General features: G+C 39.5%; 16 protein-coding genes. 8 read left to right on the forward strand and 8 right to left on the reverse strand.

Going from position 1 to position 15,934, the window contains the following annotated elements; all coding sequences use genetic code 11:
* Positions 1–9 precede the first annotated feature (9 nt).
* Positions 10–258, reverse strand: a complete 249-nt coding sequence (locus tag QOL76_RS11115) for a DUF7218 family protein (RefSeq protein ID WP_283413032.1) — start codon at positions 256–258, stop codon at positions 10–12.
* Between the two features lie 203 nt (positions 259–461).
* Here QOL76_RS11115 and mscL point away from each other — a divergent pair, with 203 nt between their 5' ends.
* Positions 462–923 carry a large conductance mechanosensitive channel protein MscL gene (gene mscL / locus QOL76_RS11120; RefSeq protein ID WP_283413033.1) on the forward strand — a complete coding sequence of 154 codons (462 nt, stop codon included), beginning with the start codon at positions 462–464 and terminating at the stop codon, positions 921–923.
* 64 nt (positions 924–987) lie between these two features.
* On the opposite strand, the gene QOL76_RS11125 is transcribed toward mscL, so the two are convergent.
* From QOL76_RS11125 to lpxK, 4 genes are all read right to left on the reverse strand, one after another.
* Positions 988–2,232: an ABC transporter permease gene (locus QOL76_RS11125; RefSeq protein WP_283413034.1), complete on the reverse strand. Its 1,245-nt coding sequence runs from the start codon at positions 2,230–2,232 to the stop codon at positions 988–990.
* A 106-nt stretch (positions 2,233–2,338) separates the two neighbouring features.
* A complete protein-coding gene (locus tag QOL76_RS11130) occupies positions 2,339–2,950 on the reverse strand; it encodes a MiaE family protein (RefSeq protein WP_283413035.1) in 612 nt (203 codons plus the stop codon).
* Positions 2,951–2,952: 2 nt separating this feature from the next.
* Positions 2,953–4,869 (reverse strand): putative porin, encoded by a 1,917-nt coding sequence (locus QOL76_RS11135; RefSeq protein WP_283413036.1) that lies wholly within the window; start codon positions 4,867–4,869, stop codon positions 2,953–2,955.
* Between the two features lie 42 nt (positions 4,870–4,911).
* Positions 4,912–5,967 (reverse strand): tetraacyldisaccharide 4'-kinase, encoded by a 1,056-nt coding sequence (gene lpxK / locus QOL76_RS11140; RefSeq protein WP_283413037.1) that lies wholly within the window; start codon positions 5,965–5,967, stop codon positions 4,912–4,914.
* A 39-nt stretch (positions 5,968–6,006) separates the two neighbouring features.
* Here lpxK and QOL76_RS11145 point away from each other — a divergent pair, with 39 nt between their 5' ends.
* The 3 genes from QOL76_RS11145 (at position 6,007) to QOL76_RS11155 (ending at position 8,422) form a co-directional block, all read left to right on the forward strand.
* Positions 6,007–7,107 (forward strand): Nif3-like dinuclear metal center hexameric protein, encoded by a 1,101-nt coding sequence (locus tag QOL76_RS11145; protein ID WP_283413038.1) that lies wholly within the window; start codon positions 6,007–6,009, stop codon positions 7,105–7,107.
* Positions 7,108–7,110: 3 nt separating this feature from the next.
* On the forward strand, positions 7,111–7,896 hold the full coding sequence (locus tag QOL76_RS11150) for a zinc ribbon domain-containing protein (RefSeq protein WP_283413039.1): 786 nt from the start codon (positions 7,111–7,113) through the stop codon (positions 7,894–7,896).
* A gap of 112 nt (positions 7,897–8,008) precedes the next feature.
* Positions 8,009–8,422: a hypothetical protein gene (locus QOL76_RS11155; RefSeq protein ID WP_283413040.1), complete on the forward strand. Its 414-nt coding sequence runs from the start codon at positions 8,009–8,011 to the stop codon at positions 8,420–8,422.
* Here the strand turns inward: QOL76_RS11155 and QOL76_RS11160 are convergent.
* Positions 8,409–9,029, reverse strand: coding sequence for a histidine phosphatase family protein (locus tag QOL76_RS11160; RefSeq protein ID WP_283413041.1), 621 nt, complete (start codon positions 9,027–9,029; stop codon positions 8,409–8,411). The two genes, QOL76_RS11155 and QOL76_RS11160, sit on opposite strands and share 14 nt — an antisense overlap.
* A gap of 52 nt (positions 9,030–9,081) precedes the next feature.
* Between QOL76_RS11160 and QOL76_RS11165 the strand changes: the two genes are divergently transcribed.
* The 3 genes from QOL76_RS11165 to menD are packed head-to-tail and all read left to right on the forward strand — an operon-like array spanning position 9,082 to position 12,403.
* Complete coding sequence (locus tag QOL76_RS11165; protein WP_283413042.1) at positions 9,082–9,504, forward strand: hotdog fold thioesterase; 423 nt, start codon at positions 9,082–9,084, stop codon at positions 9,502–9,504.
* On the forward strand, positions 9,504–10,721 hold the full coding sequence (locus QOL76_RS11170) for a chorismate-binding protein (protein WP_283413043.1): 1,218 nt from the start codon (positions 9,504–9,506) through the stop codon (positions 10,719–10,721). Before QOL76_RS11165 ends, QOL76_RS11170 begins: the two co-directional genes overlap by 1 nt.
* Positions 10,718–12,403: a 2-succinyl-5-enolpyruvyl-6-hydroxy-3-cyclohexene-1-carboxylic-acid synthase gene (gene menD / locus QOL76_RS11175; RefSeq protein WP_283413044.1), complete on the forward strand. Its 1,686-nt coding sequence runs from the start codon at positions 10,718–10,720 to the stop codon at positions 12,401–12,403. The genes QOL76_RS11170 and menD overlap by 4 nt, the downstream gene beginning before the upstream one ends.
* On the opposite strand, the gene QOL76_RS11180 is transcribed toward menD, so the two are convergent.
* Both QOL76_RS11180 and QOL76_RS11185 read right to left on the reverse strand, forming a co-directional pair.
* On the reverse strand, positions 12,381–13,199 hold the full coding sequence (locus tag QOL76_RS11180; protein ID WP_283413045.1) for a helix-turn-helix domain-containing protein: 819 nt from the start codon (positions 13,197–13,199) through the stop codon (positions 12,381–12,383). The two genes, menD and QOL76_RS11180, sit on opposite strands and share 23 nt — an antisense overlap.
* Before the next feature lie 126 nt (positions 13,200–13,325).
* Positions 13,326–14,192 (reverse strand): LysR family transcriptional regulator, encoded by an 867-nt coding sequence (locus QOL76_RS11185; protein WP_283413046.1) that lies wholly within the window; start codon positions 14,190–14,192, stop codon positions 13,326–13,328.
* A 100-nt stretch (positions 14,193–14,292) separates the two neighbouring features.
* On the opposite strand from QOL76_RS11185, the gene hutH reads away from it, so the two are divergent.
* Positions 14,293–15,858, forward strand: a complete 1,566-nt coding sequence (gene hutH, locus QOL76_RS11190; protein ID WP_283413047.1) for a histidine ammonia-lyase — start codon at positions 14,293–14,295, stop codon at positions 15,856–15,858.
* The last annotated feature ends 76 nt before the right edge of the window (positions 15,859–15,934 follow it).

The raw sequence follows: 15,934 nt of genomic DNA on the forward strand, positions 1-15,934 counted from the left end.
TGTATTTGATTAGGAATTTCTTAAAGAAGCAATCAATTCCTTCTTGGTCATTTTACTTCTTCCCGCTATGCCTACTTCTTTGGCTTTATCATAAAGCTCCTGTTCGCTCCTCTCTTCATATTCTTTGGCTTTGCCACCTTTTTTGCCCGATTTGGGAGTATTTGCGATTCGAGCCGCTTTTGTTTTACTCATTCCTTCATCCCGAAGAGCTTCATATTTTTCATCATTCTTGATGCTTGGGCCATGGTTTTTAGTCATGATTTCTATGGTTTAAGGTTAAATAATGAGGTTTTTAGAACTCAGAAAATCAGTGATCTAACAATTAAGATCACCTGTTAATCGAGTTATCACATTACTGTAAACCATAAAAAATGCCGAAATACCTGAAGCCAGTTCTAAAAAAATCTGGATTTGGCAATCCAATTGATAAAACATTTACCAAAGGCTTTTAAAGAATAATTATGAAAATTAAGTTGATTCAAGAGTTCAAAGAATTTGCTGTGAAAGGAAATATGATCGATATCGCCATCGGGGTGATTATTGGTGCAGCTTTCAATAAAGTGGTGGATGTATTGGTGAAGGAGATATTTTTACCACCTCTGTCTTTCCTGACAAATGGGATAAACTGGGAAAACAAGAAAATAATCCTTCGAGAAGCAGTGACTATCGATGGCATCACCCATCCAGAGGAAATTGCGATCGGCTACGGTAAACTACTTGAAGCGAGTGTAGACTTTTTAATTATTGGGTTTACAGTTTTCCTTGTCGTGAAACTTATGAATTCTATTCGTAAAAAGGCTGAAGACCCAAAAAATGATACAGTAACAACTCCTAAAAATATTGAATTGCTAAGTAGAATGGCCGAATTGATGGAAAAGCAAGTGTCGCTTCTGGAAGCAAAAAATACAAAAAGCTCTGAGTAGCATTAAATTAAAACAGGCCTCAAATTATAATTTGAGGCCTGTTTTAATGATAACTATGTCTTAATTATTCGTATCTCAAAGATTCTATAGGGTCTAATTTGGAGGCTTTGAATGCTGGAAAATATCCAGACATCAGCCCTACGATTATACAAATCACAAAGGCTACAATCATCCATAGCCACGGAATCAAAAAACCTCCTACTCCAATCACCGCGGCAATGATATTACCAATGGATATCCCTAAGAGAACGCCCATAGCTCCTCCAAGTATACAGATCATAATTGCTTCCAGGAGAAACTGCTGCCTAATTCTGAGTGGTGTGGCTCCAAGTGCCTTGCGGATACCTATTTCCCGTGTACGCTCAGTCACAGATACGAGCATAATGTTCATCAAACCGATAGAAGCTCCTAGCAAGGTGATAAAACCAATTCCAAAACCACCCATCCTAAGATAACCAGCAACTTCTTCCAAGCTTTCGGCCACAGATTCACTTTTCGCTAATTCAAATGAATTTTCCTGCGTAACTCGATCTTGGCGTATCTCTCTCATCATCCCTATTGCCTGGCCCATTTCGTAATCAATGCGTTCAGGACCAGAAGCGATACCTGTGATATTGTAGTTGAAATTACCTCTTTGATCCAGTCGGCTGGCATTTTCAATAGGTATCAGAATTTGTCTATCAGCTCCTTGATCCGGCCCTACACCTCCTTGTTTTTCCAAAATACCGATTACCGTATATGGTCTCCCCAAAAAGGTTATTTTTTGATTGATCGGATCTTCATTTTCTTCAAAAAGTGTTTCTCTAAGCTCCTTACCTATTATGCAAATGTTATAACCATTTTGCACTTCCATGGCAGTGAAATTTCTACCAAAACCAAGCTTCATAGCTTTAATACCTAAATAATTCTCATCTCCCCCGCGAACTCTAACATTTGGGTTTGTGGTCTTGGAACCTCTTTTTACCTCCGCAGACCCAGTCACCGAAACGAACACGGTAGAAATACCTATCTCATTGTATTTCTCTTTGAAACTCATCACTTCTCGAAAGGTAAGGTTAGGGTAAGTCTTTTCAGTCTTTCCATCTTGAATCGCTCTTCCACCACTAAATCCCTTATTTCTGATATCAAATGAATTAGCCCCCAAACCAGAGAAACTATCTGCAATTTGAGTTTTAATACCATCAATGGCTGTTAGCATTCCTACCAGAGATGAAATACCGATGGCTATGATGGCTCCCGTGAGAACAGTTCTTAATAAATTTACTTTTATGGATCGTACGGCTTCACGTACGTTTTCGATCAGATTCATAATATGTTCGTAATAGAACGGGTTTTTAAGCCAATTGTGACTAGATAAGTCAATAATAAATAAATACGCGGTAAATGACTATTCGTCTAGAAAATTTAAGATACACTCAATGAATTCGATCTCCACGAATTTCTAGTTTCTTAATCACCATAGCTTCGAAGTCCAGCCATTCCTGCCACCTTTCATTTACTTTAGCAGGTTCCTGGTATTTTCTTGCCAACTCGATGAACGTCACATAATGCCCCGCTTCAGACACCATGAGTTCGTAATAAAACTTCTTTAATTCTGGATCTGTAAGGTTATTAGAAAGCAGTTTAAATCGTTCACAACTTCTCGCTTCGATTAAAGCATTCATTAGTAATTGCTCGGTAAGCTGCTGCATTCTACTTCCTCCTTTTTTTACAAAATTGGTGAGCTGAACCACATATTCATCTTTTCTAGGAAATCCAAACTCCAACCCTCTAGATCGGATCTGCTCCAAAACTCGTTCAAAGTGCCCCCACTCTTCAGCGACGATTGGAGTTAAGGTATCAACCAATTCATCTAAATCGTTAAACCGCAAAATCAAACTGATACAAGAAGAAGCTGCCTTTTGCTCACAGTAAGCATGGTCGGTGAGAATATCCTGCAAATTCATTTCTGCTATTCCAACCCATCTAGGATCAGTCGGCAATTTCAAATTCAGCATCTTCTGCCGTGTACTTTCTTCCCAACTCATCATTAATCGAACAAATACCAGGTTATCCCCAAGTCTATAAAAGACTTATACCCTGTGTAATCTGGTGTTACAAAATATCCTTCTTGATTCATCAAGCCACTATTCAAGTGATTATATTTTAACAAAACCCGCGTACGATTTATCCGGAAATCAAGGAAAACATCAGCAACTGGATAGGCGTAAATATTGAAATTATTCTGTAGGTAAAACTGCTGAGTGGCTGGATTATATGCATCAGCAAAATAATCTGAATGATAGCGTATATCGACCCCTAGTTGGACATATACATTTTCATTAAACATTGGACTGTCAAAATAGAATTTAGTATTCGCATACAGCTGCGGAATTCTAAAAACATCACCAGATGCACCTGAGATTTGAGTGAAAATCACTTCAGTATCCCATTGAAACTTTTGACCAATTCTAATACTAGACTTCAGACCAGGAATCAACATAAAAGCCTCTCCACTAGCCTGCGCAGCGACGCTATCCTGGTTGAAGAATACATAATTATTTACCCGATTAATAGTCAATGAAGGCCTAAGCTGAATTTTATTGAAATCAATCTTAAACACCCCACGAACCTGATCTACACCTATATTATCAAAATCATTATCCCATTGAAAATGATTCCCATAATACATTTGCTGCATAGCGGTAGGCTTGTAAACCGCCTTTGTATAATCCACTTCCAGCCAAGGAGAAACAAATAAACCATGAAGTCTGAATGCCCCTGGAATGAGATATTCTCCATCCGCACTGATAGACCATTTCTCAGAAATCTTCCCAATCAGCTCTCCACCAATATATACCTCATTAAAGTTATTTTTCTTAGGGTAAAAGGTGCTTTTCATCCTACCTGTGCGAAACTTCGCATGAGCATTATAATAAAAACCCTTAAAACTCCCCTTAAAACCTATTTCATTACCCCATTCCTTGAAATCACTATAATTCCTAGTGGTATCCAATTGGGTGCTATCCATCAGAGCATTTAGGCGAGCACTAGGAAAGAAAAGCGAATCGCTGCTATTCATAGCAGCTGATAAAGTGAAGTCGTTATTCTTTTGATCAAAAATATGATAGATCTGCAGCTCATCACGGACACTATACTCGTGATAAAAACGATACTCCTGACGTAAGTCACTCGCTTGCGTATTACTCAGCCACACCTTTGCATCTTCATAAGTAAAATAAACAGAAGTGCTATCCACACTGGGAGGAATGATCCCTCCAATTTCATTCACCTTGTGAAGCATTCTGGAAAAATTACCTAGAAACCAATATTTCCCATTTTCCGATCGATAATTTGTGTGCAAAGAATAAGAATTCTGGACCACCATATTATCATCACGTGCATTTGGATTTAGAGTCTTTCGAGCTCGTATCGTGTGAAAATTAAACCCCACATTCCATCTTGGGTTTATATTTCTGGCAAAAGCCAAATCCAACATATTTCGCTGACCTCCGCCAAAAAAGGCAGACATTTCCGTAAAGGGTGATTTCGTATCGAAATATTTATTGTCTTCCGGGGCATGATAGTATAAATCGTATACCGAAAATCCAGATCTAGTTCCTATAACATCCGGAATCTCATAGAAAATAGGCTTCGCAGCACTGCCAATATTCCCGAGATCTTGATATTTCCAATTGCTTTTTTCCACAGGTGAATAATTATGAAAATTATTCAACACAGTATCCTGCGGGTAGAGAATCAGGTTATTACGCTTGATATCCTTTTCAAAAAAGTACAAACTCGTAGTAGGCCCATAAACCATCCTGGTACTATCATCCAACAAAGATTTTCTCTCCCCTGCTTCCTCCTCTTCCTGAGGAATTACCCGCTCACGATTTTGCTGTTGATTTGGGTTTTTCCGTGTCGGGGGAGCAATAACCTGTGCAAAAGCGGAGGTTAAACTCACGACACTGAAGAAAAATATGAAACAGAGTATCCGTTTATTCACTTAGTTATTGCCTTTTTTGAAGGCCTTTTGTTGGATTAGTTCGGCTAGAGTAAGTTCATCATTAGCAGAAAACCTTACTTCAATGGGAAGCACAAAAATCGGAATTTCTTTCAGAAAACCTTTGGGTGCATTGGATTTAACTTTCACAGCATCTTTTTCAGTCGTTAATACAACGGGATTTTGTCCAGCCAGTTGCTTTACCAATGCTTGAATTTTTTGAAAATCTGTCGTTGAATAATCATGATGATCTGGATATCTGATGACTTCAAGCAGTTTAAATTTTTTCTCGACAAATTCCACAAGAGCTTGGTCATTTGCCAGTCCTGTCAACAATATAATTTTAGATGAAAAAGGAGTCGAATCTACTATTGGAATCGGTTCTCCATAAGAAATGAATGAAAAAAGTACGGGTATCCCAGAACGTTTATATTTGGAAAACTCCTTCCTAAACCTATTCTTTTCCAAGTCAGAGATACCTTCTGGACATTTGGTAACGATGATCACATCAGCTCTTTTCGCACCAGATCTGCTCTCTCTCAATCTTCCCATTGGCAAAAGAAAGTCCGAGAAAAATGGCTTTTGATAAGTAGTCAAAAGAATAGTCAAATCTCCGGTCACATAGCGATGCTGATAGGCATCATCTAAAATAACCAACTCTGGAAAGTCTGTCTTCGACACTATTCTTTCAAGTGCATTCACTCGATCTTCTCCTACAAATACCGAGATCTCCTCACCAAACTTTTGATAAATCTGAAATGGTTCATCGCCAATATCCTGTGGGGTAATCTGGTTGTTAGCCTCAAGAAATCCTTTGGTTTTCCGGCCATACCCTCGGCTTAGTGAGGCTACCTTCCATTCTTTCTGAAGCTTTCTGATAAGGTATTCCACCATGGGAGTTTTGCCAGTCCCGCCCACACTCAAATTCCCAACTACTATACTTGTAATAGGCGAAGGAACACTTTTCAGCCAGCCCAAATCGAAAAACCAATTCCGAAGTCTCGTGACCAAATCGTACAATAAAGCAAAAGGATAAAGTAAAAAAGCGTACCAGCGCATTCCAGAATTACTATTTTTGATCAAATAAACAGAAAAAATATGGGATACAAGATTAGCGATGTGATTTCCTACCTGGAACAAATCGCGCCTCCATCCTATCAGGAGTCTTACGATAACGCCACCTTAATCACTGGAGAAAGGAATGCAGAAGTAACAGGGATTGTTTGTTCTCTAGACTGCATAGAAGCGACGGTGGAAGAGGCCATTGAACTCGGTGCTAATATGATTGTGGCTCATCATCCTATAGTTTTTAAAGGCTTGAAAAGTCTCACTGGGAAAAATTACGTGGAGCGCACGATCATTAAAGCAATAAAAAACGACATCGCCATTTATGCTATTCATACAAACTTAGACCATGTCGCTCATGGGGTGAACAAGAGGATTTCTGATCGATTGGGCCTGTTGGACACCAAGATATTACAGCCTAAAAAGCAATTACTAAGCAAACTCGTATTCTTCGTTCCAGAACCAGAAAAAGAAAAAGTGCTCCAGGCAGTTTATGCAGCTGGTGCAGGTAAGATCGGTGAATACGCTGATTGTTCATTTCAGGTAAAAGGGACTGGGACTTTTACCCCTTCGGCAACAGCAAACCCAACTTTGGGACAGCGGGAAAAACCACAAGAAGAATCCGAAATCAGAGTGGAAGTTTTGGTTGCCAATCATCTGCTTCCAAAAGTTTTACAAAAAATGCGGGAAGCGCATTCCTACGAGGAGGTTGCCTACTATGTGCAAAGTCTAGAAAATGAAAACCAGGAAGTAGGTGCTGGAATGATCGGAAATCTCCCCAATGAAATGGAAGGAGAAGAATTTTTGGACTACTTAAAAGCCAAAATGAATTTGGAAGTGATCAAACATACGGCACTTATTCACCGAAAAATCAAAAAAATTGCGGTTTGTGGAGGAGCAGGAATTTTCCTTCTCAGTGATGCAAAAAGAGCTGGGGCAGATGTATTTGTGACCGCTGACGTAAAGTACCACGAGTTTTTTGATGCAGACGGTGCATTAATTCTCTGTGACATCGGACATTATGAGAGTGAAATTTTCACAAAAGAATTACTCAGGGAGTTTTTGTCACAAAATTTTCCTAATATTGCACTCTATTTGACAAAAGTAGTTACAAATCCCACATCCTACCGATAGTACATGGAAAGTACAGTAGCACAGAAACTCGAAGCTATTCACAACCTTCAACTTTTAGATTCAAAACTAGATGCCATCATTAAAGTCCGAGGAGCTCTTCCAGAAGAGGTTCAGGATCTTGAAGATGAAATTGCTGGTTACGAAACGCGATTGGAGAAATTTCAAAGTGAAATAGATTCTTTTGAAAACGAAATAAAGGCGCTTAAAGAAAGCATCAAGGACTCTGAAAAACTGATCAAGAAGTATCAGGAGCAGCAGATGAATGTTCGCAATAACCGCGAATATGATGCTATCACTAAAGAGCTTGAGCTTCAGGATCTAGAGATTCAGGTTGCTAAGAAAAAAATCACTGAGGCTGGTTATAGAATTGACACCAAGAAAGTAGACTTGGAGGAATTAAGTGCAGTGAAGAAGGATCGTCAGAAAGATTTAGATCAGAAAAACAGCGAATTGACTTCGATTGTATCTGAAAGCGAATCTGAAGAAGCAAAGCTTAAAAACGATCGTGAAAAAGCAACGAAGAAAGTTGACGAGCGACTTTTAAAATCTTACACCAAAATCCGAGCTAACGCAAAGAATGGACTTGCAGTAGTTTTGGTAAAAAGAGGTGCTTGCGGTGGATGCTTCAATACTGTTCCACCACAAAGACAAGCTGATATTCGTGAAAAGAAAAAATTGATCGTATGTGAGCATTGCGGTAGAATCCTAGCAGGTGTTGAAGATGAGGTTGTAGAAGAGGTAGCACCAAAGAAAAAAAGAGCAACCAAGTCTACTAAGACAAAAGCTTAGGTCAGACTTTAACGAGATATATGATCAAAAGAAGCCCCAAGCAAATTGCTTGGGGCTTCTTTTTTTACCACTTTTTTGCTTTCAACTGCAAAATATCTTTATATTGGAAGCTATGAAAAGTCTTGGAATTCTTATAATTACCCTATTTCTTTCTCTTTCAGTCTCAGCTGAAGAGACCGAATCCAAAACTTTTTTGGTCATATTCAAATCAAAAGAATTAAAATCTCTGAACACCTCTTTAAAAGATATTCAGAGCCAATTTTCTTCCAAATTCAAAACTAGAAGCTATTCAGGAAATTCAGAACTAGCACTCATTATTGACATTCCAAAATGTGATTTTGACGCTTGTTTTCTAGGACAATTTCTTGTTTCCAGAGATGAAGGCGAAGACATGAAGCTACAGGAGATTGCCTTTAGATTGATCGATATGACTGCCAATAAAAAGTCTTTGGACATCTTCCTAACTGCCTTTGAAGCAAGTCAGAAAAAGGACAAAAACGATAAGCGGAATACTACAGCTCCTTAAGGTGGTCAGTATCGTTTCTTTTGAGTAATTCAAAAGTACCATCTTCCTTTTCCTCAATTAGATACAAGCACAGGTTTTTGTGCTCAAACATATCCATGTGACATAAATCCTGCTTCATTATCAAGCTTAGGAAGATTCGCATTGCGCGTCCGTGCATACAAACTAAAATAGTTTCACCAGGACCGGCTATTATCGCATCAATCCCCCGTTGCATTCGCTTTGCAACAATATTGGGACTCTCCCCACCTGCAATACAATAATCGAGATTTCCCTGCTGCCATTGATCCAGCATATGCTGATAGTATTTACTTTCTTCAGGGGACATTGGGAGGCCTTCGTAATCTCCCCAAGAAATTTCATTGAGATCAGTGGTGGAAATAGCTGGTATACCCAAGTCTAAAAAAGACTGTATTGATTGCTTCGTACGCTGAAGTCCAGTGTAATATGCCTGATCAAACGGAATATTTTTGTATGCCTCAAAAAATGCAGCCGCCTGCTTTCTGCCATTTTCATTAATAGGAGCATCTATCCCACTTCCTTGAACTACACCTTTGAGATTATAATCAGTTTGCCCGTGTCTAACTAAGTAAATTTTTTTTCGATTCAAGATTATCTATTTTTGTCTGCACCCCAAAGAAAACTCATTTACTTTAAAATTCATGGTATTCACCCAAAAGCCTTCATTGGATCAAATCAACCAAAGCGGAAGAAACACAATGACAGAACATTTGGATATACTATTTACTGAAGTTGGTGACGACTACTTGTGCGCGACTATGCCCGTGGATGAAAGAACAAAACAACCCATGGGCTTGTTACACGGAGGAGCAAATGTAGTACTCGCCGAAACTCTCGGAAGTGTAGCAGCTTCGCTAACTCTTGACTTAAAAAAACAAATTTGTGTAGGTCTGGAAATAAACGCAAATCACCTAAAAGGCGTTAAGTCTGGATTAGTCACTGGAATTACGAAACCTATTCATATTGGGAAAAGTACGCAAGTCTGGGAGATTAAAATCACAAATGAGCAAGGTCAGCTATGCTGCATCAGCAGAATTACCATGGCGATTTTAGATAAAAAGTAATGCAAACCAACGTAGCTACAAATCATACTAAAGCAGATATACTTCAACTTTTACTTCAGTTGGGATTAACTTCTGCTGGTTCTTTTGCTATCTGGCGAAAGCCAAAATCAAATACCGTAGAAATTGTTTTAAATGACACCGCGGAACCCGTAAAAGTTGACTTGTCAATTGAAAATCTTGAGCCTGGATTTATCGTGCATCCATTCGCTGACCAAGTTGACAAAAAAGCTTATTTCATCAAGGCCAACAAGTATTTTTCATTTGAGCTTGATAAACCATTAGCAGCCGACGAACTTCCAGAGTGGGCCAAAATCCAATTGAAAAACCAGGAGAGGCTATCTTCTGAAGAAATCAGAGAACTGCTGATCAATCAAACTCTAATTCATAAAATAGAAGTTTCAAAAATTAGCGAGGATAAAGATCATTTCACCCACCTAGTAAAAGAAGGAATCAAGGCAATTCAGGACAATCAACTTGAAAAAGTAGTTCCTGCACGTACCAAGACTATTTCAATTCCTACTAGTTTCAACTTGAGCTGTACCCTTTTAAGTTTGATGGAAGCATATCCAAATGCTTTTATCAACTTTTTCCATTTGCCACATGTAGGAACTTGGATTGGCGCTTCTCCTGAGACTTTGATCGAAACCAAAGGTGACATATTCTGCACCATGTCTCTTGCTGGCACTCAAAAAGCAACTGGAGATAATCCTCTAAAATCAGTTGCCTGGACCCAAAAAGAAATTGAGGAGCAAGCCTTAGTAAGCCGTTACATCGTTTCTTGTTTCAAAAAAATCAGGTTACGTGAATACGAGGAGCATGGTCCAAAAACCGTGTTGGCAGGCAATCTTTTGCATTTACGTTCTGATTTTAAAATCAACATGCAGGAAACTGGATTCCCGGAGCTAGGTTCCATTATGCTCGGGTTACTTCACCCCACTTCCGCAGTTTGCGGTATGCCAAGAAAAGAAGCACACGATTTTCTTCAGGAATTTGAAGGCTTTGACCGCTCATTTTTCTCTGGATTTATAGGTCCTGTGAATATCCAGGGCAGCACATCTATATATGTCAACCTAAGGACCGCTAGTCTTCATGACAACGAAGCCACACTTTATGCAGGGGCTGGTGTGACAGAAGATTCTGACCCCGAGAAGGAATGGGAAGAAACTGAGCTTAAATGTCAGATCATAGGTAAATTTATCCAAAACCCAAGCGCTTGATTCTTCCTCAGATCACTGAATTAGTAGCCATTTGTGCCAAAAAAGGCATAGAAAACGCTATACTTTCACCCGGCTCGCGATGTGCTCCACTCACTTTGGCCTTTGCCAGGCATCCGCAGATTCATGCCAGAACTATCTCTGATGAACGTTCGGCTGCATTCATAGCCCTAGGCATGGCTCAGCAATTGGAAGAGCCTGTTGTGCTAGTTTGCACCTCTGGATCGGCTGCTTTGAATTACTATCCGGCAATAGCTGAGGCATTTTTCCAACAAGTACCACTTCTAATACTCAGTGCCGACCGACCTGCTGAGTGGATTGATCAATACGATGGACAAACAATTTTCCAACCTGAAGTCTATGGAAAGCATGTGAAAGGAAGTTATCAGTTACCTGATAATACAAATAATACGGATCAACTTTGGCATTCATCTCGAATCGTAAATGAAGCAATCAACCTTGCTAAGCAATTCCCTTCCGGACCAGTTCATATTAATATTCCGCTTCGGGAACCATTTTATCCTAGTAAGGACGAAAAGTTGACTTTCCCGGAAAAACCGAGAGTTTTCAATCAGGAGCACTCTTCTGTTCAGCTATCTGAAGAAAGCTTGAAAAGACTTAAAAATCGTCTTCAGTTCTTTAGTAAGATTCTGATAGTCGCAGGACAACAGAAACCAAGCGATGATCTTCAAGCTGTTTTAGATAAACTTTCGAAAGAGAAAAAAGTAGTGATCCTGACGGATACTATTAGCAATTTGCAGTCCGACCAGACTATTTCACTTCACGATCATTGGCTAGGAAACCCGAATCTAAGTCAAGAACTAGAGCCGGAATTGATTATTTCATTTGGGAAGTCGGTTATTTCAAAATCCTTGAAGCTTTTCCTTCGAAAAACTCAAGCTTCACACTGGCATATTCAGGAAGATGGAAAAGCAAAAGATACCTTTCAGCGGCTCTCGCGCACCATTCCTTGTAGTCCAGGACATTTTTTGAATTGGCTTGCGACTGACTTGAAACCTCAAGACCAAGATTACTATTATCGTTGGTTTCAATTAGAGAAGAATGCTAAATCCGCTCTTTCAGATGCATTAAGAGAATCAGAATTCGGAGAATATCCTGCTTTATCTATTTGTCTCAGTAAAACTCCAGCACAATCAAAAATCCATGTCGCGAATAGCATGGCCGTTCGTTATTTGAATTTGCTGGGAAAAAGGACTCAGGAAGTGATTTGCAACAGAGGAACTTCAGGGATAGATGGATCCAATTCCACAGCTGTTGGCTGTACATTTACCACCAAGGAAATTGTTACATTGATCACTGGAGACATGGCTTTCTTCTACGATCGCAATGCATTTTGGCATAATTACTCCATGCCAAACCTACGGATCATTTTGCTAAACAATCATGCCGGTGGCATTTTTAGATTAATCGACGGACCGTCAAATCAGCCTGAGCTAGAAGAATTTTTTGAAACAAAGCAGAGATTATCCGCTCAACATTTGGCCACAGAATTTGGGTTCTTTTATTCAAAAGTTGTGAATCAGGAAGAACTGGAGGCATCACTCCAGGACTTTTATGAAGACTCCATTCATCCAAAAATTCTGGAAATTGAGACTTCAAGTCCCAAAAATGCGGAGATTTTGAAGTTGGTAAAAGAGAAAATCAAGCCGTTACTTGAGAGCTAAAAGTAGAATCGGGAGAAGAAGTTCTCCCGATTTTATTTATATAAGTCATCAAACAATACAGCAACCCAATCTCAAAAAGCACCATAATAAAAACTGCTCCTACTGTTCCTACAAAAGTCAGAAACAGCACTCCAGTCAACATCCCTAGTACTCCAAGAAATCCTAAATATGACTTCCATGGGGAATCAAATTTTATAAACCCGAATCCAAACAATAAATATAGAAGTCCAGTCGTGCCAAGCTTCACAATTGAATAAAGTGAATTGGAGAACGATTCAAAATATGAAAGTGAAATATCCAAGGTCATTAATAATCCACTTCCGATAATAAAAAACCAAGAAGCAACTCTTAGTACATAATTATTCTCATACTTTGAAATTTTCAAAAATCCGATCATAAAGAATGCTAGGGAAGCGAAGGAAGATACTTTAACTATAGAATACATCGAATTCCAATTCTTTGGATCTCCTGATCCAGTTAGCATTTTGATATCCAAAGGCAGCTCCAGAAAACCCAATATAAAATAGATTATACCTGCCGTAAATGACATTATCAACCATTTCTTTTCAAGTTTTGGCATTAATGAAAACTCCTTAGAATTTTTAAAATCTAATTCTGCAATCCCCAAAGCCTCAAACAAAGCCTTGATCGTATAACTCCTTGGAGTCACCTCTCCTGCTTCTATGCGCTGTATAGTCCGCACGTTCAGGTTGCACAATTCGACCAACTCCTCCTGAGTCAATCCTTTTGCCTTTCTCATTTCAGAGATTTTTTTGCCTAATTCTGGTTGTTTCATAGTGTGTATGTTTTTGTTAACCATGGCAATTTCTCTGATTGGATTGTGACTTAGGGCGAAATAGACTCGGTTTTGACCCGACATTTACCCGACATTTTGATTTTAAGCTCTAATTTAATGATTTGGTTAGATCAAAGGCAAAACCTGTTTCAATGCCGGATTGCGATTCTCTCCTTTCCAGATAGCAGAAAGCTCTGTGAATTGCGGGATATTCGGAATCTGCATAAATCGGACATTAAGTTCGTATCCTTCTTTTAAAGAAGTAGGAACAATCGCTACTCCCATCCCATTTTCTACCAATTTGAATATCGTCAATGCATGAACGGACTTATGTCTGATCTTTGGAGAAAAACCAGCATCTCGACAAATTCCAATAATCTGCTCGTAATAGAGATTGCTATAATCAGAGGAAAAAAGCACAAATGATTCATCTTTAAACTGATTGACTGATGTAAAATCTCGATCCTGAAGTGGATGATTTTTGGGAACTACCAATGAAAAACTATCCTTCAAAACAACCTTCATTTCAAGATCACTTGGCACCGACGCCAATCGTACAAAACCCAAATCCAACTTGTCCTTCTCAATCATCTCCACTTGAACAGAATTACTCAACTCTTCTAAGCTAGTACTGATCAAGGGTTGATTAGCATTCAGTTTGCCTAGCAAATCCGGTAAAACCTGATTGGATGCCGAACCCAGGAAGCCAATTCTTAGCTCCCCTATTTTCCCCGCGGCTATCAATTTCAATTGGCTTCTCGTTAGATCCAGATGATTTAGAACGAAGTCAACTTCATTTTTAAAATAGGTGCCTGCAGCAGTCAGCTCCACATGCTTTTGATCGCGCTCAAAGAGTTTCACATCCAGCATCTCTTCCAACTGCTTAATCTGTCGGCTCAATCCAGGTTGCGAAATAAACAGTCGCTCGGCTGCCTTTCGGAAATTCAATTCCTCAGCCACTGCTTTGAAATAACTCAAATGTCTTAATTCCATGATGCCTTAAAGGTATCAAATCATGATAAAATTGATATCAAAAATTATCATTAATGCTTAATATCTTTGTCAGGACCCTAGAATTAAGACCCAAATAGTTATGAATACATTCCAATACGGCCAAGACCAACTGACAGTAGGCACAGCTTTGCAACTCGCTCGAAAAGAGATCAAAGGAGAATTAAGCCCTGAGACTCGTGACAAAATTCAAGCGTCTGCGCTTGCTGTTGCTAACATTGCCAACCGTGAAAAAGCTGTATATGGAATTAACACGGGCTTCGGCCCACTTTGCACGAGCAAAATCTCTGCAGCTGACACACAGACTCTGCAGGAAAACCTCCTAAAAAGTCATGCTGTAGGTTTGGGTGAGCCAGTTCCAATAGAAATCTCCAAGTTGATGCTTGTCTTGAAACTTCAGGCATTGGCGCAGGGATTTTCGGGAATCAAACTTGAGACCTTGGAACGAATGCTTTGGATGCTGGAGAACGATGTTGTTCCAGTGGTTCCAATCCAAGGTTCAGTAGGGGCTTCTGGCGATTTGGCCCCACTCTCCCATTTATTTCTACCACTTTTAGGTTTAGGAAAAGTACATTTCGAGGGAGAAATCTATCGCACATCAATTGTATTTGAAAAGTTGGGAATATCACCTCTTTCTCTCGGACCAAAAGAAGGGTTAGCCCTAATAAACGGCACCCAATTTATGGCTGCTTACGGAGTAAAAGTTGTGGATCGCTTGCATAATTTGCTTGTTCACGCTGACATCACTGGAGCGATGATGATTGAGGGATTAATGGGTTCAATCAAACCTTTTTCGCCTGATTTACATCAATTGAGGCCATTTGCAGGAAATAAACATGTAGCGCAGACTATTCTGAATTTGCTACATGGTTCGGAAATAGTCAATTCGCATTTGAATTGTGCACGGGTTCAGGATCCGTATTCCTTACGTTGTATGCCACAGGTTCATGGTGCTTCACGAAATGCGTGGTTGCACCTAAAGGATGCCATAGAAACAGAAATCAATTCGGTGACCGACAATCCGGTTGTGTTCAGCGAAGATCACACGATTTCCGGAGGTAGTTTTCATGGACAACCCATCGCTTTACCTTTGGATTATGCTTGTCTTGCAGCTTCAGAATTGGGAAATATTTCAGATCGAAGAATATATCTTTCCCTTGAAGGAGGCACCCCAGGCGTACCAAAATTGCTTCTAAAAGAGACTGGTCTGAATTCAGGTTTGATGATACCACAGTACACCACAGCGGCTTTGGCTTCGGAAAATAAAGGACTTTGCTTTCCTGCTTCAGCCGACAGCATCCCAACTTCCCTTGGTCAGGAAGATCACGTAAGTATGGGTTCAATTGGTGCGAGAAAAGCCCTGCAAGTCATTGGAAATGTGGAGAAAATACTAGGAATTGAGTTGTTTTATGCTGGACAAGCCATGGACTTTCATGCTCCTTTGAAATCTGGAAAGATAATGACAGCAATACACGAGCATTTGAGAACTAAAATCACTCCTGTGATCAATGACAGGGTCATGACTGAAGACATGGAAACTGCAATCGAAATGATCCAAAGTGGAGAGTTGATCGAAATTGCTAACAAAGTCGCAAAAGAGGAAGGTTTACAATACCAGACTGAATGGAGTAAGCTATTCGATTGTTAAAAAAAAATAGGACCGGGAACAACCCTTACCTTCTATTTAAATAATCTGCGTTTTTATCTGCGACCTTATCCGCGAC

It is taken from the genome of Algoriphagus winogradskyi, from assembly GCF_900182815.1.
GTDB lineage: Bacteria > Bacteroidota > Bacteroidia > Cytophagales > Cyclobacteriaceae > Algoriphagus > Algoriphagus winogradskyi.